The sequence below is a fragment of the Micromonospora sp. WMMA1976 genome (assembly GCF_027497335.1).
Taxonomy (GTDB): Bacteria; Actinomycetota; Actinomycetes; order Mycobacteriales; family Micromonosporaceae; genus Micromonospora; species Micromonospora aurantiaca.
In genome coordinates, this window is sequence record NZ_CP114912.1 from 5,097,128 (window position 1) to 5,121,739 (window position 24,612).

21 protein-coding genes and 1 pseudogene are annotated in these 24,612 nt (G+C 73.2%); 3 read left to right on the forward strand and 19 right to left on the reverse strand.

What is annotated here, in order from left to right; all coding sequences use genetic code 11:
* Positions 1–33: 33 nt before the first annotated feature.
* From O7546_RS23380 to glyA, 7 genes are all read right to left on the reverse strand, one after another.
* Complete coding sequence (locus tag O7546_RS23380) at positions 34–855, reverse strand: F0F1 ATP synthase subunit delta (protein ID WP_194800589.1); 822 nt, start codon at positions 853–855, stop codon at positions 34–36.
* Positions 855–1,394 (reverse strand): F0F1 ATP synthase subunit B, encoded by a 540-nt coding sequence (locus O7546_RS23385; RefSeq protein WP_194800588.1) that lies wholly within the window; start codon positions 1,392–1,394, stop codon positions 855–857. The genes O7546_RS23380 and O7546_RS23385 overlap by 1 nt, the downstream gene beginning before the upstream one ends.
* A gap of 29 nt (positions 1,395–1,423) precedes the next feature.
* Positions 1,424–1,651, reverse strand: coding sequence for an ATP synthase F0 subunit C (locus O7546_RS23390; RefSeq protein WP_091422600.1), 228 nt, complete (start codon positions 1,649–1,651; stop codon positions 1,424–1,426).
* A gap of 70 nt (positions 1,652–1,721) precedes the next feature.
* A complete protein-coding gene (atpB, locus tag O7546_RS23395) occupies positions 1,722–2,519 on the reverse strand; it encodes a F0F1 ATP synthase subunit A (RefSeq protein ID WP_194800587.1) in 798 nt (265 codons plus the stop codon).
* An 11-nt stretch (positions 2,520–2,530) separates the two neighbouring features.
* Complete coding sequence (locus O7546_RS23400; protein ID WP_194800586.1) at positions 2,531–2,767, reverse strand: AtpZ/AtpI family protein; 237 nt, start codon at positions 2,765–2,767, stop codon at positions 2,531–2,533.
* Between the two features lie 174 nt (positions 2,768–2,941).
* The gene (locus O7546_RS23405) at positions 2,942–3,373 is read right to left on the reverse strand and encodes a hypothetical protein (protein WP_194800585.1); all 432 of its coding nucleotides are present in this window, start codon (positions 3,371–3,373) and stop codon (positions 2,942–2,944) included.
* The gene (glyA, locus tag O7546_RS23410) at positions 3,366–4,655 is read right to left on the reverse strand and encodes a serine hydroxymethyltransferase (protein WP_281600044.1); all 1,290 of its coding nucleotides are present in this window, start codon (positions 4,653–4,655) and stop codon (positions 3,366–3,368) included. Before glyA ends, O7546_RS23405 begins: the two co-directional genes overlap by 8 nt.
* Positions 4,656–4,690: 35 nt before the next feature.
* Between glyA and O7546_RS23415 the strand changes: the two genes are divergently transcribed.
* The gene (locus tag O7546_RS23415; RefSeq protein ID WP_281600045.1) at positions 4,691–6,157 is read left to right on the forward strand and encodes an SDR family oxidoreductase; all 1,467 of its coding nucleotides are present in this window, start codon (positions 4,691–4,693) and stop codon (positions 6,155–6,157) included.
* Here the strand turns inward: O7546_RS23415 and O7546_RS23420 are convergent.
* On the reverse strand, positions 6,154–6,936 hold the full coding sequence (locus O7546_RS23420; RefSeq protein ID WP_194800582.1) for an SDR family oxidoreductase: 783 nt from the start codon (positions 6,934–6,936) through the stop codon (positions 6,154–6,156). The genes O7546_RS23415 and O7546_RS23420 overlap by 4 nt on opposite strands.
* A gap of 120 nt (positions 6,937–7,056) precedes the next feature.
* On the opposite strand from O7546_RS23420, the gene O7546_RS23425 reads away from it, so the two are divergent.
* Positions 7,057–7,683 carry a TetR/AcrR family transcriptional regulator gene (locus tag O7546_RS23425; protein ID WP_194800581.1) on the forward strand — a complete coding sequence of 209 codons (627 nt, stop codon included), beginning with the start codon at positions 7,057–7,059 and terminating at the stop codon, positions 7,681–7,683.
* A gap of 3 nt (positions 7,684–7,686) precedes the next feature.
* Here O7546_RS23425 and O7546_RS23430 read toward each other — a convergent pair whose 3' ends face one another.
* The 4 genes and pseudogenes from O7546_RS23430 to prmC form a co-directional block, all read right to left on the reverse strand.
* On the reverse strand, positions 7,687–9,795 hold the full coding sequence (locus O7546_RS23430) for a transglycosylase domain-containing protein (RefSeq protein ID WP_194800580.1): 2,109 nt from the start codon (positions 9,793–9,795) through the stop codon (positions 7,687–7,689).
* A gap of 116 nt (positions 9,796–9,911) precedes the next feature.
* Positions 9,912–10,523, reverse strand: coding sequence for a phosphotyrosine protein phosphatase (locus tag O7546_RS23435; protein ID WP_281600046.1), 612 nt, complete (start codon positions 10,521–10,523; stop codon positions 9,912–9,914).
* Positions 10,524–11,177 (reverse strand): annotated as a pseudogene (locus tag O7546_RS23440) (L-threonylcarbamoyladenylate synthase); the annotation flags it as partial.
* Positions 11,168–12,115 carry a peptide chain release factor N(5)-glutamine methyltransferase gene (gene prmC, locus O7546_RS23445; protein WP_281600047.1) on the reverse strand — a complete coding sequence of 316 codons (948 nt, stop codon included), beginning with the start codon at positions 12,113–12,115 and terminating at the stop codon, positions 11,168–11,170. The gene prmC and the pseudogene O7546_RS23440, both read right to left, overlap by 10 nt.
* Before the next feature lie 73 nt (positions 12,116–12,188).
* On the opposite strand from prmC, the gene O7546_RS23450 reads away from it, so the two are divergent.
* The gene (locus O7546_RS23450; RefSeq protein ID WP_194800576.1) at positions 12,189–13,742 is read left to right on the forward strand and encodes a GGDEF domain-containing protein; all 1,554 of its coding nucleotides are present in this window, start codon (positions 12,189–12,191) and stop codon (positions 13,740–13,742) included.
* 67 nt (positions 13,743–13,809) lie between these two features.
* Here O7546_RS23450 and prfA read toward each other — a convergent pair whose 3' ends face one another.
* The 7 genes from prfA to O7546_RS23485 all read right to left on the reverse strand — a co-directional run bounded on the left by prfA (position 13,810) and on the right by O7546_RS23485 (position 24,570).
* Positions 13,810–14,898: a peptide chain release factor 1 gene (prfA, locus tag O7546_RS23455; RefSeq protein WP_194800575.1), complete on the reverse strand. Its 1,089-nt coding sequence runs from the start codon at positions 14,896–14,898 to the stop codon at positions 13,810–13,812.
* A gap of 88 nt (positions 14,899–14,986) precedes the next feature.
* A complete protein-coding gene (gene rpmE, locus O7546_RS23460) occupies positions 14,987–15,211 on the reverse strand; it encodes a 50S ribosomal protein L31 (protein ID WP_013288272.1) in 225 nt (74 codons plus the stop codon).
* 313 nt (positions 15,212–15,524) lie between these two features.
* A complete protein-coding gene (locus O7546_RS23465; RefSeq protein WP_269697565.1) occupies positions 15,525–18,953 on the reverse strand; it encodes a phosphodiester glycosidase family protein in 3,429 nt (1,142 codons plus the stop codon).
* 141 nt (positions 18,954–19,094) lie between these two features.
* Positions 19,095–21,191, reverse strand: coding sequence for a transcription termination factor Rho (gene rho, locus O7546_RS23470; protein WP_281600048.1), 2,097 nt, complete (start codon positions 21,189–21,191; stop codon positions 19,095–19,097).
* 336 nt (positions 21,192–21,527) lie between these two features.
* A complete protein-coding gene (gene thrB / locus O7546_RS23475; protein WP_194800572.1) occupies positions 21,528–22,430 on the reverse strand; it encodes a homoserine kinase in 903 nt (300 codons plus the stop codon).
* Positions 22,431–22,494: 64 nt separating this feature from the next.
* Positions 22,495–23,739, reverse strand: coding sequence for an MFS transporter (locus O7546_RS23480; protein WP_194800571.1), 1,245 nt, complete (start codon positions 23,737–23,739; stop codon positions 22,495–22,497).
* Between the two features lie 9 nt (positions 23,740–23,748).
* A complete protein-coding gene (locus tag O7546_RS23485; protein WP_194800570.1) occupies positions 23,749–24,570 on the reverse strand; it encodes a polysaccharide deacetylase family protein in 822 nt (273 codons plus the stop codon).
* Positions 24,571–24,612: the final 42 nt, after the last annotated feature.

Here is a 24,612-nt window from a genome sequence, read left to right on the forward strand (position 1 = left end):
GATGGCGTCGAATCAGGGCTGCTAAGACGCTGGTCAGCGCTTCGCGAGCGCGTTGCGGGTCTCGTTGAGGCGGCGCAGGACGGTCCCGTCGTACAGGTCGGATCCGACCCGTACGCGCACTCCGCCGAGCACGTCGGGGTCGACCGTCTGCTTGACGGACACCTCCCGACCGTACATCTGGGAGAGGCGGGCGCCGAGGCGTCGCTCCTCCTCGTCGTTCAGCGGAGCCGCCACTGTCACGTACGCGACCTGACGGTCCCGCCGGTCGGCGGCCAACTCGACCAGCCGGGTGAGCGCACCGGTGAAGGAGCGCCCCCCGAAGCCGGCGAGCGCGGCCTCGACGAGGCGGACGGTGACCGGCCGGGCCTTGCCGGCGAGCAGCTGCCGGGCCAGTTCGGCCCGCCGCTCGACAGTGGCCATCGGGTCGGAGAGCGCGTTGGACAGCTCGCCGGAGCCGGAGACGACCTGCCCGAAGCGGAACAGCTCGTCCTCGACCTCGCCCAGCTCGCCGGTCGAGTCGGCGCTCGCCAGGAGCGCCTCCACGCCGAGCCGCTCGACGCCGTCGAGCAGCTCCGACGGGGCCGACCAGCGACCGGAGACCAGCGTGGCCAGCAGGTCGAGCGCGTCCGCGCCGACCTTGCCGCTCAGGATCCCGGTGAGCAGAGCGGTGCGGTCCTCACCCGAGCGCGCCGGGTCGGACAGCGCCCGGCGCAGCCGCGGCTCCCGCCGCAGCAGGGCGGCGACGGAGAGGATGTCGTCGGCGGTGGAGGCCACCGCCGACGGCTCCGCGCCGCGGGCGTACGCGTCGAGGCGCTCGGCCCCGGCGGAGTACGACTCCCGGCTGGCGGCCTGCATCAGCGGGCCCCCGTGCTCTCGAGACCGCTCAGGAACCGGTCGACGGTGCCCTTGCGACGCGCCTCGTCGGCGAGCGACTCACCGACGATCTTGCTGGCCAGGTCCACCGCGATGGTGCCGACCTCGGTGCGCAGCTCGCGCACGATGGTGGCCCGCTCCGCGGCGAGCTGCTCCTTGCCTGCGGCGATGATCCGGTCGGACTCCTCGCGCGCCTTGGCGAGGATGTCCTGGCGGATGCCCTCGGCGTCGGCACGGGCGTCGTCACGGATCTTGGCGGCGTCGGTACGCGCCTCCGCGAGCTGGGCCCGGTACTGCTCGAGCAGCTGGTTCGCCTCGGCCTGCGCGGCCTCGGCGCGCTTGATGCCGCCCTCGATCGCGTCCACCCGGGCCTGGAACGTCTGCTCCATGCGCGGGAAGACGAACTTCATCAGCACGAAGCAGAGGACACCGAAGGCGACCAGGCCGACCACGATCTCCTGCCAGAGCGGGATGATCGGGTTGTGGGTCGTCTCACCACCCTCAGCGGCGAGGAAGTACATGGGAAAACCTCCCGGTCAAAGGGGCTGGTTCAGCCGGCCCAGATGAAGCCGAAGGCGATGCCCAGCAGCGCCAGCGCCTCGATGACGGCGAAGCCGATCCAGACGTACGGAAGGGTCATCCGGGACGACTCCGGCTGGCGGGCGGTCGACTGGATGTAGGCCGAGAAGACCAGGCCCACGCCGATGCCCGGGCCGATGGCCGCGAGACCGTAGCCGATGGCGGCGGTGCTGCCCTCTACCGCGGCGTAGATGTCCATTGGTTGGTTCCTCCTGGTTATCACGCGTGACGGTCACGCGGGACGACAACGGTTGGTGCGAAAGATCGGATCAGTGCTCGTCGGCGAGGGCGCCCTGCACGTAGCTGGCGGTCAGCACCGTGAAGACGTACGCCTGCAGACAGATCACCAGGAACTCGAGGAAGGTCAGCGCGATCGTCATCGTCCAGGACAGCACCGAGACCGGCGCCAGCCAGGCGTTCGCGCTGAGCATGGCGAACCCGCCGAGCGTGAAGACCAGCAGGAGCATGTGGCCGGCGAACATGTTCGCGAAGAGACGAACGGCCAGCGAGAACGGCCGGACCAGGAACGTGGAGAAGAACTCGATCGGGATCAGCAGCGGCAGGATGTACCAGGGCGCCGGCGGGACCAGAGAGTTCTTGAAGTACTTCACGAAGCCGTGGTGCCGGATGCCGACCCAGTTGAACAGCACGTAGCTGATCACGGCGAGGATGGCCGGGAACGCGATGTGCGAGTTCGGCGAGATCTGGAAGAACGGCACGATCGCGAAGAAGTTCGTCAGCAGGACGAAGCAGAAGAGCGTGGTGAAGTACGGCGCGAACCGCACCCCCGCGTGCCCGATCATGTCCACCGCGATGTTGTTGCGCACGAAGCCGTAGATGGACTCGGCGAACCACTGCTTCTTGGTGGGGACCAGCTGCGGGTTCCGGTAGCTGGCCAGGAAGAAGATGATCAGCACGCCGACGGCGATCCACACCATCGCCGTGATCTTGGTGAACCAGTACGAGTTCTCCGCACCCCAGGGCAGGATGCTGGGCAGGTAGAAGTCCCCCACACTGGGTGGGAATTCCGCCTGGCCCTGAGCCAGGACGTTCGCCTGTCCGAACACCGCGTCCCTTCCTAAGTAGGCGTGCCCAGTCGGCGGACGACCAGGATGATCCCCCCGGCCATGCCGAGCACGACCCCGATACCGGTGGCGACGCCGCCGGTATCGAGCCAACGGTCGACCAGCCAGCCGATGAAACCCCAGACGAGCATGCCCCCGATGAGGTATGAGAGCGCAGTCCAACCCTGACCGGCACCGGACGGAACGTCGCCCGGGCCGCCAGTGCTGGGGGGTTTCTGGTCACCGGCCATGACGGGGCGAACGATATCAGTCGAGCAGAAGAGGCTGTGCCTCACCCCCCGCACAACCTGGTTGTGTGGGACACGGGCGGGCGAAGTCGTCTGGAGGCACGGTACTCCTCCCCCGCCACTGAGAGAATGACCGATCGCGGACAGAACGGCGCGTCGCCCGAAGGGTGGGACGCCTCAGCGCGACATCCGTCGGGCATGGACGGTTGTGAGCCACCAGACGTGCACACCGGTCCACACCACGACACCCGCGGCGATGCCGAGCGCGAACGGGATCAGTCCCGGCCAGCCGGTCGACGCCACCAGCACCATCACGCCGCCGAGCGCGGTGATCTTGGCGACGTACAGGCCCAGGCCGAACGGCAGCACGAGCTGCGGGTCCTTGGAGTCCGCCCAGGCCAGAACCACTGTGGTGAGCGTGTAGCTGGCAGCCGTGACGGCCACCCCGGCCGCCGCGCCGAGCGCGCCGTCCGCGCCGCGCCACACCCCGCCGGCCACCGCCGCGGCAGCGGCGAGCACCGCCACCGCCGCCAGCAGCACCGGCAGGTGGCGCAGTCGCCAGCCGCGGTCCGCGGCCGCCTCCGCCGCGTGCGTCCCGGGCTCAGCCACGGGGGTACGCCGGGAACTCGGTGACCAGCTCGGTCACGTCGGCGGCGATCCGGGTCAGCTCGTCGCCGCCACCGGGAGACTCCGGATCGGTGCGCACCGCCCGCCCGACAAGCGCGGCGATCCGGCGCATCTCCCCCTCGCGCATGCCCTGGGTGGTGACGCTCGGCGAGCCCACCCGGATGCCGGAGGCCACGGCGGGCGGCTGCGGGTCGTACGGGATCGCGTTCTTGTTGAGCGTGATGCCGGCGGCGTCGCAGCGGGCCTCGGCCTGGGCGCCGGTCACGCCGGTCTCGCGCAGGTCGAGCAGGGCCAGGTGGGTGTCGGTGCCGCCGGAAACAGGCGGCAGCCCCTCCGCGGCCAGCCCGTCGGCGAGCGCGCGGGCGTTCGTCACCACCTGGGCGGCGTACGTGCGGAACTCGGGCTGCGCGGCCTCGCGCAGCGCGACCGCCTTGGCGGCGACGGCGTGCATCAGCGGGCCGCCCTGGGTGAAGGGGAAGACCGCCTTGTCGACCCGGGCCGCGAGCGGCTCGCGGGAGAGGATCATGCCGCCGCGCGGGCCGCGCAGCACCTTGTGGGTGGTCGCGGTGACCACGTCGGCGTACGGCACCGGGGACGGGATCGCGCCGCCGGCCACCAGGCCGATGAAGTGGGCGGCGTCCACCATCAGGTACGCGTCGACCTCGTCGGCGATCTCCCGGAAGCGGGCGAAGTCGATCAGGCGCGGGTACGCGGTCGCGCCGCAGATGATCATCTTCGGCCGGTGCGCGCGGGCCAGGTCGCGTACCTCGTCGTAGTCGATCCTCCCGGTGTCCCGCCGGACGGTGTAGCCGACCGGGTGGAACCACTTGCCGGAGAAGTTCACCCGGCTGCCGTGGGTCAGGTGCCCGCCGTGCGGCAGGTCCATGGCCAGCACCGTGTCGCCCGGCTGCACCAGGGCGGCGTACGCGGCCAGGTTGGCGCTCGCCCCGGAGTGCGGCTGCACGTTCGCGTGCTCGGCGCCGAACAGCTCCTTCGCCCGGGACACGGCCAGCTCCTCGGCCCGGTCCACCTCGGCGCAGCCGCCGTAGTAGCGCCGCCCCGGGTAGCCCTCGGCGTACTTGTTCGTGAGCGTGGAGCCCAGCGCGGCCAGCACCGCGGGCGAGGTCAGGTTCTCGCTGGCGATCAGTTGCAGGCCGCCGCGCAGCCGGTCCAGCTCACCCAGCACCACCTCGGCGATCTCCGGGTCGACGGTGCTGAGCTGCTGGAAGTCCGGTCCCCAGAAGGTGTCCCTCGCGTTCTCCACAGCGAAGGAGTCTACGGAGCCGCACACTGGAGGCCGTGAGATGCCTCGTCACCGGTGCTACCGGCTACATCGGCGGACGCCTCGCGCCCCGGCTGCTGACCGAGGGGCACACCGTACGCTGCCTGGCCCGGACCGCCGGGCGGCTGCGGGACGTGCCGTGGGCGGCCCAGGCGGAGATCGTCGAGGGTGACCTGCGCCGGCCGGAGACGCTGCCGGCCGCGTTCGAGGGCGTGGAGGTGGCGTACTACCTGGTCCACTCGTTGGGCCAGCGCGGGTTCGAGGCGGCCGACCGAGAGGCGGCGACGAACTTCGCCGAGGCGGCGCGCGCCGCGGGCGTACGCCGGATCGTGTATCTCGGCGGGCCGCAGCCGGCGGAGCGCGAGGGCCTGCCCTCGGCGCACCTGCGCTCCCGGGCGGAGGTCGCACGGATCCTGCTGGACAGCGGCGTGCCCACGGCGGTGCTGCGCGCCGCGGTGATCATCGGGTCCGGCTCGGCCTCGTTCGAGATGCTGCGCTACCTGACCGAGCGGCTCCCGGCGATGGTCACCCCGCGCTGGGTGCGCAACCGGATCCAGCCGATCGCGGTCCGGGACGTGCTGCGCTACCTGGCCGGCTGCGCCCACCTGCCGGCCGACGTGAACCGGGCCTTCGACATCGGCGGCCCGGACGTGCTGACGTTCGCCGAGATGATGCAGCGGTACGCCCGGGTGGCCGGGCTGCGGCGCCGGCTCATCCTGCCGGTCCGCCCGCTCACCCCGTCGCTCTCCTCGCACTGGGTCGGCCTGATCACGCCGGTGCCGAACGCGATCGCCCGGCCGCTCGTGGAGAGCCTGGTGCACGAGGCGGTGGCGCACGAGCACGACATCGCCCGGTACGTGCCGGACCCGCCGGACGGGCTGATCGGCTTCGACCAGGCGGTCGCGCTGGCGCTGACGAAGGTGCGGGACGCGGAGGTGGAGACGCGCTGGTCGAACGCGAGCGGGCCGGACGCACCCGCCGAGCCGTTGCCGTCGGACCCGCACTGGTCCGGCGGCACCGCGTACACCGATCTGCGGGAGCGGACGGTGGACGCGCCGCCGTCGGCGCTGTGGCGGGTCATCGAGGGCGTCGGCGGCGAGCACGGCTGGTACTCGTTCCCGCTGGCCTGGTCGGTGCGCGGCTGGATGGACCGCCTGATCGGCGGCGTCGGGCTGCGCCGCGGCCGGCGCGACCCGCACCGGCTGCAGGTCGGCGAGGCGCTGGACTTCTGGCGGGTCGAGGAGATCGTCCCGGGTGAGCTGCTGCGGCTGCGCGCCGAGATGCGGCTGCCCGGGCGGGCCTGGCTGGAGATGCGCGCCGAGCCGGACGGGGACGGCCGCAGCAGGTACGTCCAGCGTGCCGTGTTCCTCCCGCGCGGCCTGCCCGGCCACCTCTACTGGGCCTCGGTGGCCCCGTTCCACGCCGTCGTCTTCGGCGGCATGGCCCGCAACATCGCCAAGGGCGCCGAACACCCGGCCGGTTAGGCCGGAGAGCCGTTCTTCAGTGCGGGGCCGAGGAGCAGCCCTCCGTCGATGACGTACTCGGCGCCGGTGATGAAGGCCGCCTCCGGCGACACGAGGAACATCAGCAGCGCGGTGATGTCGGCGGGCTGCCCGAGTCGCGGGACGGCGAACGGCTCGGGCGAGTAGAAGTCGGCGATCGGGGCGTCGCTGCCGGCTGCCGGCTCGGTGATGAACGGGGTGGCGACCACGCCGGGGTGGATCGCGTTGACGCGGATGTTGTCGCGACCCAGTTCGAGGGCGGCGGTCCGGGTGAGCCCTCGAACCGCCCACTTGCCGGCCACGTACGGCGCGTAGAGGGCGGTGCCGCCGATGCCCATGGTGGAGCCGATGTTGACGATCGTTCCTCCCCCCGCGCGCCGCAGCGCCGGGGCGGCTGCCTTGATGCCGAGGAACGTGCCGGTGAGGTTGACGTCGAGGATGCGGGACCACGTGGCCCGGTCGGTGGACTCGATGAGGGCCGGCGGGTTCTGCACCCCGGCGTTGTTGACCAGGATCGTGAGCGCACCGAATGCCCTCTCGGTCTCCGCGACGGCGGCCGCCCACGACTCCTCCCGGGTGACGTCCAGGCGGACGGAGAGGGCCCGGTGCTCCAGCTCGGCGGCGAGGCCGGCGCCACGCTCGGCGTCGACGCCACCGATGACGACATTGGCGCCTTCGGCGTGCAGGGCGCGGACGTGGCTGGCCCCCTGCCCACCGCTGCCTCCGGTGACGAGAACTGTCTGATCGGCGAAGCGGGACATCGGATCCTCCGATACGTACGACGACCACCCGGGACCGGGTGGTGAGTCGAGCGACTCACCACCCGAAGCTACGCTCCCGTCGATGGTGAGTCAACCCACTTACCTCGCTATGATGGGCGCATGACCCCAGCGCCGTCGGCCTATCACCAGCGCGTGGCGGAGGAGAAGCGCGCGCTGATCGTGCAGGCCGCCACCGAGCTCTTCCTGGAGTCGGGCTACGACCGCGCGTCACTGGCGCGTATCGCCGAGAGTGCCGGCGTGTCGAAAGCGACGCTGTTCAAGCAGTTCCCGACGAAGGCGGCGCTGTTCGATGCCATCGTCATCGACTCGTGGGCCCGCGACGACGTCGCCGACGTGCCGCCCGCCGGTGACCTGACAGCCGGCCTGACGGTTCTCGGGCAGCACTACGCGACGCTGTTGAGCCGGCCGGAGATGAGCGACCTGTTCCGCATCGTGATCGCCGAACTGCCACGCTTTCCCGAGCTGGCCCGAGCGCATTTCTCCCAGGGCAAACTGCCGTACTTCGAGTCCGTGCGGACCTACCTCGTGGCCGAGCACGAGGCGGGAGCCGCGGACATCGACGACCCCGAGATGGCAGCTACGCAGTTCCTCGGGATGATCTCCAACTACCTGTTCTGGCCGCGCCTGGTCCTCCCGGACTGGACGGTCACTCCCGACCGCACGACAGCGGTGGTGGACGAAGCCGTCCGGACCACTGTCGCGCGGTACGGCAGGTCGACGAGCTGACTCTCAATTGCCGGTGCGCGGGCTGGTGTGCTGGAAGGCCACCGCCTGGCCGGGCGGCACGAAGTCGCGTACCGGCTCGTCGCGCAGCGACCACGCCAGGATGCGGCCCACGGCGGCGATCTGCCGCTTCTGCACGCCGCCGCCGACCGCGTCCCGGGGGTCGTCCGGGTTCGCCGCGATCGTCGCCACCGACAGCTGCGGGGTGAACGCGACGACCGTCTCGGTGGCGTTCCGCTCCGAGCTGCCGGTCTTGCCCGCCACCGGCCGGCGCAGACCGGGGGCCAGTTCCTCGGCCGTACCGCCGTCGCAGCGCCGGTACATCGACTGGTCGCCGACCGGGCAGCGGCTGGCGTCCGCCGCCGCGCGGGCGACCTCGGTGTCGAGCACCTGCCGGCAGTCGGTGTTGCCGGCCGCCACCTTCCGGCCGGCCGGGTCGGTGATCGAGGCGACCGGCGTGGGCCGGCACCAGGTGCCCTCGGCGGCCACCGCGGCGTACGCGCCGGCCAGGTCCAGCGGCGTGGTGGCGGAGACCCCGAGCGTGAACGGTCCCCAGCTCCTGGCGCCCTCGCGGGCCATCTCGGCGTCGGCCGGGGCACGAAACACGATGCCCAGCCGCTGGGCCATCTCGACCACCCGGTCCGCGCCGACGCGCTCGGTCAGCCACGCGAAGTACGTGTTCACCGACCGCCCGAACGCGTCCCACATGTCCCGGTCGCCGTCCATCCAGTAGGTGTTCGCGTTCTCCGGGCACCACCGGCCGCCGCAGCTCGCCGGGCCGGCACCGACCGGGTACTGCGTCACGTAGACGCGCGGCGCGTCGAACTCGGTGTCCAGCGGCAGCCCCGACTCCAGCGCGGCCAGCAGCGCGAACAGCTTGAACGTGGAGCCCGCCTGGTAGCCGGTGATGCCGCCACCGCCGGCCACGAGCTGGTTGACCGTGTTCGGGTAGTTCTGCTGCCCGTCCGGGTTCGCGGCCGTGCCGTAGGTGCGGTTCACCGCCATCGCCAGCACCCGGCCGGTGCCCGGCTGCACCACGGCTGTCGGCGCCGCCCGCGCGATCGTCTCCGGGTAGATCGCCCGCACCTGCTCGCTCGCCTTGGCCTGCACGTCCGGGTCGAGCGAGGACACGATCTTCCAGCCGCCCCGGCGCAGCGTCCGCTGCCGCTCGTCCACGTTCTCGCCGAACGCCGGCTGGGCGTTCCACCACTGGGTGAACCAGTCGCAGAAGAAGCCCCAGTCGTTGTGGTCGGCGGGCACCGCCGCGCAGTCGTTCGGCGTGGTGTTGGGTTTGAGGGCCAGCTCGGTGGCCTTCGCCGCCTCGGCGTCCGGCGCGCTCACCCGGCCGGTCTCCACCATCCGGTCCAGCACGTACGCCCGCCGTTGCCGGGCCGCCTCCGCGTCGCCGTTGATCGGGTCGTCGGCCGGGGACCGGACCAGCCCGGCGAGCAGCGCGGCCTGGGCCAGCGTGAGCCGCTCCGGGGTGGTGGAGAAGTAGCGCTTGCTGGCCGCGGCGATGCCGTACGCACCGGCGCCGAAGTACGCGATGTTCAGGTAGCGCCCGAGGATCTCGTCCTTGCCGACCTGCCGTTCCAGCGTCAGCGCGTACCGCATCTCGCGGATCTTTCGCCCGACGGTGATCTCGGTGGCGGCGGCGCGCTGCTCCTCGGTCAGCCGGGTGTCACCGGCGAGCGCGTTGCGCACGTACTGCATGGTCAGCGTGGAGGCACCCTGGCGGGTGCCCTCGCGGCGGTTGGCCGTGAACGCCCGCGCCACGCCGCGCACGTCGACGCCGTGGTGCTCGTAGAAGCGCACGTCCTCGGCGGCCACGATGGCGTCGCGCATCACCGGCGCCACCTCGCCGACCGGCACGTCCACCCGGTCCTCGACGTAGAACGAGGTGATGAGCGTCCGCCCGTCGTTCGCGTACAGGTTGGACCGCTGTGCCGGCTGCGGCGTCTTGAGCGCCTCCGGCAACGCGGTGTACGGCATCAGGTTCTTCACGCCCAGCCCGAAGACCAGCGCGGCCGGCAGCGCGGCTGCGGCCAGGGCCAGTCCGGCGAGCACGCCGGCGAGCACAACGGTGAACAGCTTGTCGAGATAGGCCCGGTTCATCAGCTCTCCCCGCAGGAGCCGGCCGTACGGACCCGTTCAGAATGACCGGATTGGCCGCTTTCGCCGCCATCTTCCGCGAAATGCGCAGGAAGTTCGCGAGGAAGGATGAACCGCGATCAGGGGAGCAGGACGGCAGCCAGGGGCTGCACGGTCTCCTCGATCTCGTCGGCGACCCGGCTGAAGCACTGGTCGCCCCGGCCCCACGGGTCGTCCAGGTCGTCGGTGGGCAGCGCGGAGGCGTTCTGCCGCGCCGCGTCGACGGCCGCGACGAGCGCGGTGCCGCGGGCGTACACGGCGTCCGGCGTCGGCTCGGCCGGCGGCAGGGCGGACCGGTCCAGCGCGCCGAGCAGGCGGCCGAACTCACCGAGCACGAACGTACGCGCGGCGGCGTCCGGCCGCAGCGCCACCACGTACTCCTGCTGGTCGGCGGTGGCCGTGAGCACAAGGTCGGCGGCGTCGATCAGGTCGGAGCGCAGCCGCCGGGCGGCGAACCCCTCGGTGTCACCGCCGCGCGAGATCACCTGCCGGGCGGCGGGCGGGTTCATCTCCTCCCCCGCGTGCCAGCCGCCGGTGCCGGCGCTGTGGCTGTGCACGAGCGCGTCCGACCCGGCCGGGTCGACGTCGAGGCGGACCAGCCGCTCCCGGACCGCGAGCAGCAGCAGCCGCTCGGCCATCGGCGACCGGCAGATGTTGCCCATGCAGACGTGCAGGACGGTGAAGGGCGGCACTCAGACCCCCCGCTCGTCGAGGATGTCCGGCACGACCTCGCGCAGCTTCGCCAGCGTCACCGCGCCCTCGCGCAGCACCCGCGGCACGTCGCCGGTCAGGTCGACGATGGTGCTCGGCACCGGGTCCACCGCCGGCCCGGCCTCCAGGTACGCCCGGACGCCGTAGCCGAGCTGGTCACGCGCCTCCTCGGCGGTGAGCGCGGCGGGCTGGCCGACCTTGTTGGCCGACGCGACGGCCATCGGCCCGGTCTCCCGCAGCACCTCCAGCGCGACCGGGTGCAGTGGCATCCGCACCGCCACCGTGCCGCCGTTGTCGCCCAGGTCCCACGCCAGGCTCGGCGAGTGCTCCACCACGATGGTCAACGCGCCGGGCCAGAACGCCTCGACCAGGTCGCGGGCCGCGCCGGGCAGCGAGAAGACCAGGCCGTCGAGCGTGTGCCGGGAACCGATGAGCACCGGTGGCGCCTGCCGGGCGCCACCCTTGGTGTCCGCCAGGGCCTTCACCGCGTACGGGGTGAACGCGTCCGCCCCGATGCCGTAGACCGTGTCGGTCGGCAGGACGACGAGTTCCCCGTTCTTGACCGCCTCGATGGCAGCGGCGATGCCGCGGTCCCGGTCGGCGGGCGACCGACAGTCGTAGAGCATCACGAGGAGTCAGTCTGCCACGCCCGGGCGGGCTCGGCGTGGGTGCCGTCCGCCCGCCGGGACGCGCTCGCCCAGCGCGGCCGCCCGGCGAGGTCCCGGTGCTCCTCGACCCGGTCGTAGCGGCCGTCGCCGCGCAGCAGCGCGGGCACCGCCGCGGCGTGCGTGTCGTCGTGCTCGATACCGATCGCGCCGCCCGGGCGCAGCAACGCGGCGGCCCGGCCGACCACCGGCCGGATCACGTCCAGCCCGTCCGCGCCGCCGAACACCGCCTCGTCCGGGTCGTGCCCGGCCACCTCCGGCGGCACCGGCACCGACCTCGGCACGTACGGCGGGTTGCACAGCAGCACGTCGACCCGCCCGGCCAGGCCGGCCAGCAGCTCCGAGTCGGTCACGTCGGCGGCCACCACCTCGACCGGCCGGTCCCCGGCGGCGGCCCGGTCCGCCGCGTTGCGCCGCAGCCACGACAGCGCGGCCGGGGACCGCTCCACCGCCACCACCCGCGCCGTGGGCACCTCCTGCGCGACGGCGAGAGCGATCGCGCCGGAACCGCTGCACAGGTCGACAACGAGCGGCGCGGCGTGCTCCCGGGCCCGCTCGATCCCCCAGCCGGCCAGCAGTTCGGTCTCCGGCCGGGGCACGAAGACGCCCGGCCCGACCGCCAGTTCCAGATGGCGGAAACCGGCCGAGCCGAGCAGGTGCTGCAACGGCTCGCGGGTCACCCGCCGCCCGACCAGCTCGTCGAGGCGGTCACGCTGCGCCGGGGTGAAACCGTCGGCGAGCGCCAGCCGGCCCCGCGGCACGTCGAGCACGTACGCGGCGAGTTGCTCGGCCTCGGCGCGGGGCGCCTCGACGCCCGCCGCGGCGAGCGCACGCGCCACCCGGTTGATCACCAGCGAGGGCCGTTCGCGTTCTGTCCCTTCGGACGGGTGTTGCGGGAGTGCGGTCACGCAATAATCATGAGGCGTCGCGGCTCACCTCACGAGCGGGTGCGTCCGGGCGCACACCGCAGGGAGGTCGCGAGTGGGCTGGCTCGACCAGGTCGAGGACCAGGTTGACGCTCTCCGCCGCGCTCGGTCCCTCCAGGAGGCCAGCCGGTCCGCGGAGGCGTGCGCCCTGCTCGACCGCGTCATCCGCACCACAGACGACCCGTACGCCCGCGCCGACGCGCTCGTGCAACGCCTGTCCGCGCTGATCAACCTCGGCCGCACCGCCGAGTTCACCAGGGCCGTCGAGGACGCCTCCGCCGCCGTCCGCGACCTGGCCGAGCCCTACCTGCACGGGCACCTCAACGCGCTGGCCGCGCTCGCCGCCCACCATCAGGGCGCGCTGGACCGCTGCGTGATGCACCTGGTCCGGGCCGCCCGCGCGCTCGGCGCCGACGACGACCCAGACCGGGACACCGCCTGGGGCTGGCACGACCTGGCGATGGCGTACTCGTACCTCAGCTTCCACGGTCACGCGCTCGGCGCGATCGAGCGGGCCCGGGAGGTCGGGCTCAGCGTCGGCATCCCCGAGGAGACGTTCGCCGCGCCCGGCATCCGGCTGCGCAACGCGGTCGCGCTCGACCACAACGGCGACAGCGACGGCTGCCTGCGGGTGCTGCGCGACGTCGCCGGTGACCTGGCCCGATTCCTGCGCGGCGGGCGGGCCGGCAACCTGCGGCCGAGCAGCCTGGCCGCGTACGGCTACGCCGCCGCCCGCCGGGCCGCGCTCGGCGACCGGGTGGAGTCCGCCGGAGACGCCGACCCGAACCGGCTGCTCGGCCACGGCGGGGACAGCGCACGCGCCCGCGACCTGCGCCAGCTCGGCCAGGTCTGCCTGGCGGTGGCGGCCGGCCGCCCGATCGAGGCGGTCACCCGGCTGGACGCGCTGCGGGTCTCCGACGAGACGCTCGGCGCGGCCGAGCCGCCCCGGCTGCGCAGCATCGCGCTCGCACGGGCCGGCGACCACGCGGGCGCGCACCGGGCCGACCGGCACGCGTTCCGGCTGGCGGCGCGGCGCAGCGATCGGCTACGGGACGTCTACATCGACGGCATCGCCGCCCGGATCGACCACGAGGAGATGCGCCGCGAGGCGGCCCGGTACGAGGGCGAGGCGCTCACCGACCCGCTCACCGGCCTGCCCAACCGGCGCCGGCTGGAGCGCTACCTGGGCGCCGTGGTGTCCCGGGGCGAGCGGGTGGTGATCGGCGTCTGCGACCTCGACGGGTTCAAGGCGGTGAACACCCGCCACGGCCACCACTCCGGTGACCTGGTGCTGCAACGGGTCGCCGGCGTGATCAACCGGGTGATGCGGCGGGGCGACTTCGTGGCCCGCTACGGCGGCGACGAGTTCGTCGTGGTGCTGCCCGACACCGGCATGCCGGAGGCGGTCGAGGTGGCCCGCCGGATCGAGGCGGCCGTCCGCACCGAGGACTGGGAGTCGCTGGTCCCCGGCACGCCGGTCGGGGTGACCATCGGCTTCGCCGAGGTCGACGGCAGCACCACGGTGAGCGTCCGGGAGGCGCTCGGCACCGCGTTCGAGCTGGCCGACCGGGAGATGCTGCGGGCCAAGGCGCGGTTGCGGGCGAGCTGAGCGGTAAGGAAGGGCCCCCTGTTAACGCATCCGGTAGAGGAAGGGCCCCCGCTTAACACCCCACCGGTCAGCGGCGGGACAGCTCGGTCTCGCCGGCCAGCCGGGCCGCGCGGTCCGCCTCGGTCAGCGCGTCGAGCACCCCGTCCAGCTCGCCGGCCAGCGCCAGGTCCAGGTTGTACGCCGTGTAGCCGATGCGGTGGTCGGTGATCCGGTTCTGCGGAAAGTTGTAGGTGCGGATCCGCTCGGACCGGTCCACGGTGCGGACCTGCGCCTTGCGGGCGTCCGAGGCCGCCGCGTCCGCCTGCTCCTGGGCGGCGGCGAGCAGCCGGGCGCGCAGGATGCGCATGGCCTGCTCCCGGTTCTGCAGCTGCGACTTCTCGTTCTGGCAGGAGACCACGATGCCGGTCGGCACGTGGGTGATCCGGACCGCCGAGTCGGTGGTGTTCACCGACTGCCCACCGGGGCCGGACGAGCGGAACACGTCGATACGCAGCTCGTTCGGGTCGATGGTGACGTCGACGTCCTCCGCCTCGGGCAGCACCAGCACACCGGCGGCGCTGGTGTGGATGCGGCCCTGCGACTCGGTGACCGGGACGCGCTGCACCCGGTGCACGCCGCCCTCCCACTTGAGCCGGGACCAGACGCCGTTGCCGCCCTCCGGTACGCCCTTGCTCTTGATCGCCAGCGAGACGTCCTTCACGCCGCCCAGGTCGGAGTCCTGCGCGTCGATCACCTCGGTGGCCCAGCCGTGCCGCTCGGCGTACCTGGTGTACATCCGCAGCAGGTCACCGGCGAACAGTGCGGACTCCTCGCCGCCCTCGCCGGCCTTGATCTCGACGATGACGTCCTTGGCGTCGTGCGGATCGCGCGGGATGAGCAGTTCCGCGAGCCGCTCCTCCAGCGCCGGCAGCGAGGCCGCGATGGCGTCCGCCTCGGCGCCGAACGTCGGGTCCTCGGCAGCCAGCTCACGGGCCGCGGCCAGGTCGGCGCGGGCCTGCTCCAGCTCACCGGCCGCCTTGTGCAGCGGGACCAGCTCGGCGTACCGACGGCCGACCCGCCGGGCGGTGCCCTGGTCGGCGTGGATGGCCGGGTCGGCCAGCCGCCGCTCCAGCTCGGCGTACTCGTCGAGGAGGGCGGCCAGACGCTCACTGCTCATGCTGCGGATGCTCCTTGGAGGTGGAACCGGCACAAACGGACGAACGCCCGTGCCCGGCAGGAGCCGGACACGGGCGTCGTCGACGGAGCTACTTGGCCTTCTTGGCCTGAACCTTGGCGTACTTCTGCTGGAACTTCGCGACCCGGCCGGCGGTGTCCAGCACGCGCTGCTTACCGGTGTAGAACGGGTGGCAGGCGCTGCAGGTCTCGACGCTGATGGCGCCGCCCTTGGCGGTGCTGCGGGTCGTGAACGTGTTGCCGCAGGAGCAGCGGACCTCGGTGGTCACGTACTCCGGGTGGATGTTGGGCTTCATGTCGCCTCGGTCCTTTCGTCGGTGGTCGCCGGGTCGCCGTCGGTGCTCCCCGTCGTCACGACGGGCTCGGGCGTGAACCGGAACCGGTGGCCGATTGACCAGTCTGCCACGGGCGTCTTCCACCCGGCACAGGAGGTCCGCCACCTCCAACGCCGGCCCACCCGTCAGCATTCCCACCCCCACCCCACCCACTCCCCCACCGTCCCCGCCCCCCGCCCCCGGCCCGACCCCGGCGATCATGAAGTTAGCGGCGTTTCCTGTCGCTTTTGTCCGGGCCAACTTCATGATCACCGGGGCGGAGGGCGGGGGTTGGCTACCGGGTCGTAGTCACCTGGGTCTCGGCCTTCACTCCGTTCACCGTGACCGTCAGCTGGACCTGGGCACCGGGGCGCAGGGCGGTCAGCTTGCCGGTCAGTGGGTCGAAGCGGGCGGCGTGCCAGGGGCGTACGCCCGCCGCACCGCCGACGTGCAGGTTCGGCGAACCGGACCAGTCGGCGCTGACCGGCGCGGCCACCGGCACCTGCCGGCCGCTGGGCTGGGTGAGAGTGGCCGCGACGTCGGCCGGCGTATGCCGGGACACCTGCGCGGGCGCGGTCAGCGCGAGCCGGTCGACATGCGCGTGCATCTCCGCGCTCACCCACTTCGGCCCCTCGGCCAGCGGGTCACGGCGGGCCCGCTCGGCCTCCCCCGGCGTCACCGGGTCCACCCCGAACTCGGTCCACCCGGTGAACCCGCCGAGCGCCGCAGGGGTGGACGGATCCTTGCCCGAGTTGCCGTTGATCACGTACGGCACGCCGTCCACCCGGTCGGCGTGGAACGTGCCGACGTGGCCGTTGACCATGACCGCGCCCTTGCCGGTGCGGTGCTGGAAGTCGGCCAGCCACTGCTCGACCAGTGCCGCCTCCTTGCGGTCGCCGAGCTGGCTGGCCTTGGCCGGGCTCGGGTCGCGCGGCGGGTGGTGGAAGAACACCGCCACCGAGCCCACCGAGCGGTCGGCGGCGGCCTGGTCGAGCGTCCGGCGCAGCAGCTCCACCTGGTCGAACCCGCCGCCGCGCAGCGACCCGGTGGCGGTGCTCAGCGTGAGGAACCGGGTGCCCCGGTGGTCGAAGACGCGCGAGGTGTCCCCGAAGACGCTGCGGAAGTTGTCGATCGGCGCGCCCATGATCTCGTGGTTGCCGGGCACGTAGTGGTACGGCACCTCGCCGCCCAGTTCCTCGTCCAGGATGCGCTTGGCCAGCGTGAAGTCGGCCGGGTAGGCGGTGTCCACGAAGTCGCCGTTGATGATGAGGAAGTCCGGCCGCGCGGCGCGGACCTCGCGCAGCGTACGGCGGGCCTGGGCGACCAGGTCGCTGTCCGGGTTCGCGGCGACGAACTGGGCGTCGGAGAGCACCGCGAAGCGCCAGGGCGCCCCGTCCACAGTGCCGTCACGGACGACCACCCGATCGGTGCGGTTCGGCTCCGGCGGCGCCTGCACGTCCGGCGGCACCCGGGCCACCAGGTCGTCGATCACCACCTCACTGCGGTACTGCTTGGCCGGGTCGGTCTCGGCCACGTAGAACCGGCGTACCCGCACCGGGTACTGCACGCCCGGCGGTACGGCGAACTCGACGTACTTCCAGCCGGTCCAGTCCAGGTACGGGCCGCGCAGCACGAACTGGGTGTCCTGCGCGTCGTGCAGGTGCAGGCTGGGCCACTCGCCGGTGCCGTTCGCCTTGATCCACATGCCGAACGCCTGCGGCTGGCCGGGGACGTCGATCCAGGCGGGCGGGTCGGCGTACGCGGCCCGGGTGCCGGTGGACTGGCTGAAGTCGTACGACATCCGCAGCCCGCCGCCGGTGTGCCCCTCGGCCGGTGCGACCGACCCGGAGGCGCGGGCCTGGCTGAACTTCCAGGACGCGGCGTCGTCGAACCCGGCCACCGGCACGTCGGTCAGCCCGACGGTCACCGGCAGGACCGTGGTGCGGTTGCCGACCCGCGCGGTGACCAGCGCCGAGCCGGTCGCGGCGAGCGCCTTGACGGCCAGGTTGCCGTCGGCGGTGGGGGTGACGGAGAGCAGGTCGCTGTCGTACTCCAGCGTCAGGTCGGCCGGCTCGATCGGCGCGGTGTTGCCCTCGGCGTCGTAGCCGACGACGCCGAACAGGCCGCTGTCACCGGCCCGGTCCAGGCCGACCCGGTCGACGGTGCCGTCGATGCGCGCGAGCGGACCGAGCACCGTCAGCTCGATCGTGCCCCGGGCCCGGCCGCGGGCGGCGGTGACGGTGCTGCGGCCGGGGACGGCGGCCCGGAAGACGCCGTCGCCGTCGACCCGTCCGTGGGTGGCGTGCCAGCGCGGCTCGCCGGCGGCCGGGCCGTACGTCTCGTCGTATCCGGCGGCGGTGAGCCGGCGGGTGAGGCCGGGGAAGACCCGGTCCGGCCGGCCGCCGCGCACCGGCGCGACACCGGGTGCGGCGGTCGGGTCGCTGGCGGTCTCCAGCCAGTAGCCGGTGAGCCGGCCGCTGCCCTTCGGCGCGTAGACGGCGAGCCCGTTCGGCACCGGCCGCTCGCTGCCGTCGGACGGGCTGTTCTCCACCTGGACCGTGGCCGCGCCCGGCTCCCGGGCGAGCAGCGTGGAGGAGCCGCCGCCGTCGAGGTTGAGCGCGTTCGCGGCGCCCAGCTCGGCCATCATGCGGCCCATCTCGGTCTGGGTGACGCCACGGCTGTCCACCTGCCGGCCGTCCACGGTCAGCATGATCATCTTGCGGCCGTCGGCGGAGAAGCCGACGGCGGTGCGCGGGGCCAGCGACGCGTCGGCGATGCTCTGCACCACGCCGTCGCGGACCAGCACGTTGCCGCCACCCACGGCGGCGCGCAGGTCACCGCCGTCGGAGGCCCGCGGCCGCCAGGTCAGGTCCACCGCGTCGCCGGGACGCAGCGCGGCGAGCGCGTCGGCGCCGGCCTCGCGGCCGAGCAGCACGGTGGTGCCGGCCGGGATCGGCCCCTCGCCCGCCGTGGTGGCCACGCTCGCCACCCGGCCGCCGGTCACCGTCACCTCGACCGTCCGGGCCGCGCCCTCCACCGCCCGCGTGCGGGTGTACGCCCCCCAGAGCGGCGTGAACACTCCGACGCCGTCGCGCTGCACCATGTTGTTGAACTGGGTGAGCGGCACCGGCCCGGCGGGCAGCGTCGCGGTGCCCTCGAAGCCGACCTGGACGACCCGGCCGATGCCCTGGGCGCTGATGCCGGCCGCGTTGGAGTGCCCGGCGACGGGCGACTGCACCAGTTCGCCGGAGCGGATGCCGACGCCCTGGGCGGCACCGGAGTTGTTGATGTCGAAGAAGTCGCCGTTCACCGCCGCGACGGCACGGGAGCGGTCCACCGCGGCGCGCAGCGGCTCGTCCTTGGTGACCTCACCGGAGTTGACGTAGTCGACGGTGAGCCCGCCGGCCAGGTCCGCGGTGAGGGCGTCGGCGCGCAGCCAGCCGGCCGCGTCGTACCTGTCGAAGGAGGTCAGGTCGAGGCCGGGCGCGACCGGCCGGGTGGTCTTGGCGGTCTCCAGGCCGCCGGCCGGTTCCACACCGGCGAGCGCGACGGCGGAGTCGGGACGGGAGGAGGCGCGTGGCGCGTCCTCGGCGGCGGTGGCGCCCGGCGGTGCGACGGCCGACGGCGCGGCAGTCGCGGCGGAAGGTGGCGGCGCGGTGAGGGTCAGCAACGGCGTCAGCAGCAGGACGCCGGCGAGGCGGGCGGGTCGACTGCGGGTTCGCATGGACGACAGTCAACCCGACGGTGAACAGAAGTTTCAATACCTAGCGGCTTAACCGTAGAAAAACTTCACGACCTGCCACCCGGTACGCGACGAGGGGCACGGCCGATGCGGCCGTGCCCCTCGTTCGTCGGAACCGTCAGCTCACTCGCCCGGAGTGGACTTCGCGATCTGCATCAGGAACTCGATGTTGGTGCGGGACTGCTTGAGCCGGTCCAGCAGGAGGTCGAGCGCCGCCTGCGAGTCCAGCGAGTGCAGCACCTTGCGGAGCTTGTGGATGATCGCCAGCTCCTCCGGCGCGAGCAGGACCTCCTCCTTGCGGGTGCCGGAGGGGTTGATGTCGATCGCCGGGAAGACCCGCTTGTCGGCGATCTTCCGGTCCAGCTTCAGCTCGGCGTTACCCGTGCCCTTGAACTCCTCGAAGATGACCGTGTCCGCCATGGACCCGGTCTCCACCAGCGCGGTGGCGAGAATGGTCAGCGAACCGCCGTTCTCGATGTTGCGCGCCGCGCCGAGGAAGCGCTTGGGCGGGTAGAGCGCGGTGGAGTCGATACCACCCGACATGATCCGGCCGCTGGCGGGCGCCGCCAGGTTGTACGACCGCCCGAGCCGGGTCACCGAGTCGAGCAGCACGACCACGTCGTGGCCCAGCTCGACCAGGCGCTTCGCCCGCTCGATCGCCAGCTCCGCCACTGTGGTGTGGTCCTGCGGCGGACGGTCGAACGTGGCCGCGATGACCTCGCCCTTCACCGACCGCTGCATGTCGGTGACCTCTTCCGGCCGCTCGTCGACGAGCACCACCATCAGGTGGCACTCCGGGTTGTTGCGGGTGATCGCGTTCGCGATCGCCTGCAGCACCATCGTCTTACCGGCCTTCGGCGGCGACACGATGAGCGCCCGCTGGCCCTTGCCGATCGGCATGACCAGGTCGATCACCCGGGTGGTGAGGATGTGCGGCTCGGTCTCCAGCCGCAGGCGCTCCTGCGGGTAGAGCGGCGTGAGCTTGTAGAACTCCGGCCGGCGCTTCGCCTCGTCCGGCTCCATCCCGTTGATGGTGTCCAGCCGGACCAGCGGGTTGTACTTGTCGCGCCGCTGCTCGCCGTCCCGCGCGGCCCGCACGGCGCCGGTGATCGCGTCACCGCGGCGCAGGCCGTACTTCTTGATCTGGGACATCGAGACGTACACGTCGTTCGGGCCGGCCAGGTAGCCGGTGGTCCGGACGAAGGCGTAGTTGTCGAGCACGTCGATGATGCCGGCGACCGGGACGAGCACGTCGTCCTCGCCGACCTGCGGCTCACGGCCGCCACCGCTGTCACCCTCGCCCCGCTCGCCGCGGCCGCGACGACGGTCCCGGAACCGGCTGCGCCGGCCCCGCCGGCCGCCGCCCTCACCGTCGTCGTCGCCGTCGTTGTCCCGCTCCGCGCGCTGACCACGGTCGTTACGGTCACCCCGGTCGTTGCGGTCGTTACGGTCGCCGCGCTCGTTCCGGTCGTTGCGCTCGGCGCGCTCGCCCCGCTCGTTGCGGTCGTTGCGGTCGCCCCGCTCGCCACGCTCGGCGCGGTCACCACGGTCGTTGCGCTCACCGCGCTCGGCCCGGTCACCGCCACGGTCGGCCCGCTCGCCGCCACGCTCGGCCCGGTCGCCGCCACGTTCGGCCCGGTCGCCGCCACGTTCGGCCCGCTCGCCGCCACGCTCACGGCCCCGGCCCTCGTTGCGCTCACCGCGCTCGGCCCGGTCACCGCCACGCTCGGCGCGCTCGCCGGTCTCGGCGGGCGCCTCCTCGGCGCGCGTCGTCTCGGCCGGCCGCGCCTCGGTCGCCGGCGCCTCGGCCGGTCGGGCCTCGGTGGTCGCGGCGGCGGCCCGGCTGCGGCGACCGCGGGTACGACCCTCGGTCACCTCGGCGGCCGGCGCCTGCTCGGCGGGGCGTGCCTCGGCCCGCTCCTCACGGACCTCCGCGTGCACCTCCTCACGGGCGGGAGCAGCAGCAGCCGCCACCTCGGCTCGCGGTCGAGGGGTTCCGGCCGCGCCGCCCTGCTGCCGCTCGGTGATGGCACTGATCAGCTCGCCCTTACGCATGCGAGCGGTACCAGAGATGCCGAGCGAAGCGGCCAGGCTCTGCAGCTCCGGCAGCAGCATCGCCGACAGACCGGTGCCGCTCCGCCGGCGGCGTGTGGGGGCGGCGGTGGTGGCATCGCCAGCGACGTTGGAAACATCCGACGTCACGTCGGTGGTGTCGCTCAATGGATTCCTTCCCTCGATAGGCCGGGCTGCCCGGAGTCGTGGAACCAGGTGGCCGGGCGGCCTCGGTGCACCCGCCTCGCATGGACGCGTCGCGGGAGTCTGTGACACAGCAGCCGGTGGTTTCCCGACTCACCACCATCGGTGAGCAGGTCTCGCCGTCTGCGGCGACCTGTGGAAACTGCGGTGCGGCGTGGGCCTTGAGCAGGGGTGACGGGCTACCGCCGAGAGCTTCGGGGGTGCGCCGAACCGCAGGAAGATCGCATGCTTCGCGGCTGTGCTAGGTCTAGAGCGTAATCGCCTCGTCCGACCTGCGGCAACAGGGCCCCGCTCGGCGTGTCAAAGTCTACCCCGGATGACCCGGGCACCGCTGACATCTATCGGCAACTCCCACCGGCGCCAATCTGTTCCCAGCCGGAATCCCGCCGGGACCTCGGAGAGCGCCAACACGGTCGGCCCCGCCCCACTGACCACAGCCGCCACACCCGCCGCACGCAGCTCAGCGACGAGCGCCGCCGTGGCCGGCATCCCCGGCGCCCGCTGCTCCTGGTGCAGCCGGTCGACCGTGGCCGGCAGCAGCAGCGCGGGATCGGCGGTCAGCGCGTGCACCAGCAGGGCCGCCCGGCCCGCGTTCGACGCCGCGTCGGCGTGCGGCACGGTGGCCGGCAGCGCCGCCCGGGCCACCGCGGTCAGACCCCGCTCGGCGGGCACGAAGACGGTCGGGCGCACGGCCGGCGCCACCGGCAGCGAGACCGCCCGCGCGCCACCCGGTTCGGTCCAGGCGATGGTGAAGCCGCCGAGCAGGCAGGGCGCGACGTTGTCCGGATGCCCCTCCAGCTCGGCCGCCAGGCGCAGCGCGGCGTCGTCGTCCATCCGCCGCTCGCCGCCGGCAACCAGCGCGCGGGCCGCCAGCACCCCGGCCACGATCGCCGCCGACGACGAGCCGAGACCGCGGGCCTGCGGGATGCGGTTGATGCACTCCAGCGCCAGGCCGGCCGGCTGCGCGCCGAGCACGTCGAAGGTGGCCCGCATGGCGGTGACGATCAGATGCCGCTCGTCCGACGGAAGCTCGCCGGCGCCCTCGCCGGTGACCGACACCCGTACGCCGCCGTCTGTCACCTCGGCCGTGACGTCGTCGTGGCGGCCCAGGGCCAGCCCGAGCGCGTCGAAGCCGGGGCCCAGGTTGGCGCTGGTCGCGGGCACCCGGACCCGCACCGGGCCGGTGGTGAATGTGGTCGGCACCGGCTCATGCTAGGACGTCACCCCGACAGCCCGGCCGGACCGCCCGGAGCGTGGGACCGGCGTGTCAGCCGGTGCGCTCGGGGGTCGGCGTGTCGACCGGGTCGGTGAGCGAGAGCCGCCGGGTGGCGAACCGCCAGCCGATCGCGTACACGACGGTGACCAGGCCGCAGCCGGCCAGCACGGTGCGCTCGTCCACCCGGTCCACCACGAGCGCCACCACGAGCTGGCTGACCGCGATGGCGAGCGTCGCCAGCATCATGTCGGTGGCGAAGACCCGGCCCCGGAGCCGATCCGGCACCTCGCCCTGCAACGCGTAGTTGGACAGCACCCAGTTGCTGCCGCCGCCCAGGTGGGCCAGGAACACCAGGACCAGCACCAGCGGGAACCAGGTCACCACCGACGCGCCCAGGTAGGCCAGGCCGTACAACGACATGGACATCGCCAGGCCGGTGAGCAGCCAGGCCCGGTTGCTCAGCACCCGGCGCATCATGATCGGGCCGACCAGCGCCCCGGCGCCGCGGGCGGCGAAGAGCAGACCGGCGCCGACCGCGCCGACCCCGTACACCCCGGCGAGCAGCGGGAAGACGGTCAGCACGCCGTTGCCCAGGCCGACCGCCGACTTGACAGTCACCAGCGCCAGCACGCGCGGGCGGTGGGCGATGTAGCGCAGCGCCTCCCGGATCGCCGCCCACGTGCGCGGCACCGTCGCCGTCGGGTCGCGCGGGGCCTGCAACGGCCGGCGGATCAACGCGGCCAGGCCCGCGGCGGCGACCAGGCCGACGGCGGCGACCCAGAAGCTGGCGTACGGGCCGGCCGCGGCGCTCAGGATCCCGCCGAGCGAGGCGCCGACCACTGTCATCGTGCCCCAGGCCGACCCGGCGACCGCGTTGCCGGCGGCCAGGTCCTCCGGGTCGACCACGTTCGGCAGCGCGGCCTGGGCGGCCGGCGAGTAGAACGCCTTCGCCACCGCCACCAGCGCGATCGCCGCCAGCGCCAGCCACGCCGTACCGGCGCTGCGCACGCCGAGCAACAGCAGCACCCCGGCCAGCGCGCCCACGTTGGCCACCATCATCACCTTGCGGCGGTCGAACCGGTCGGCGATCGTTCCGGCGTACGGAAGCAGCAACGCGGTCGTGCCGGTGTCCACCGCCAGCACCAGCGCGCCCCAGACCCCGCTGCCGGTCAGGTCGGGCAGCAGCACCAGCAGCGGCACCATGACGAACCAGTCCGCACCGAAGACGACCAGCTCGGCGAGGAACAGGTGGCGGAAGTCGCGGTTGCGGACCAGGACCGACAGGGTGGGTGACACGCGGGCACCCTACCGGGCCGCCCCTGTGGCGGCAGCGCGGCGCAGCAGGTCGGAGACCGTGACGAAGGTGTATCCCCGGGCCCGCAGACCGTTGATCATGTCGGGCAGGCCGCGGAGCGCGACGAGCCGGGTGTCGTTGCCGACGTCGTGGCCGAGCAGGACCGTGCCGGGGCGTACGTCGGCGACGATGCGCCGGGCGTGACCGGCCGGGTCGTGCGGGAACTCGCTCTCGACCATCTGAAGCGTCCAGAGCACCAGGCGGTAGCCCAGCCGGGCCGACGCGTACAGCACCGACCCGCCGAGGTGCCCCCACGGCGGGCGCAGCAGCCGGGGCGCCGAGCCGGTGGCCGCCGTGATCGCGTCGTGGCTGCGGCGCAGGTCGTCGTAGACCGTCGCGGCGTCCATCCGGGCCAGGTCGCGGTGCGCCCAGCTGTGGTTGCCGACCTCGTGGACGTCCATCCGGCCGCGGACCAGCGCGGCGTGCTCGCGGGCCCGTTCACCGACCAGGAAGAAGGTGGCCGGCACCCGGTGCTCGGCGAGCGTGTCGAGCACCATCGGGGTCCACTGTGGGCGTGGGCCGTCGTCGAAGGTGAGCGCCACCAGGGGTTCCTCGGTGCGGACGCCCCAGACGACCTGCACCCCGCCGGTGCCGACGTCCTGGTGGCGGTTGCCGAGCGTGGCGCTCGCCGGCCCGCCCGCGATCGGAAGCCGGCGGTCGGCCACCCAGGTGCTCTCGGCGGTCGCGAACGAGCCGACCACGGCCCCGCCGAGCAGCAGTGCGGAGCGGCGCAGCACGGCACGCCGATCCCACCGGCCCGCACCCCCCGCCATCGCACCCCCGAACCGAAAGTAGGCATCAGCTCACTGAGCGTA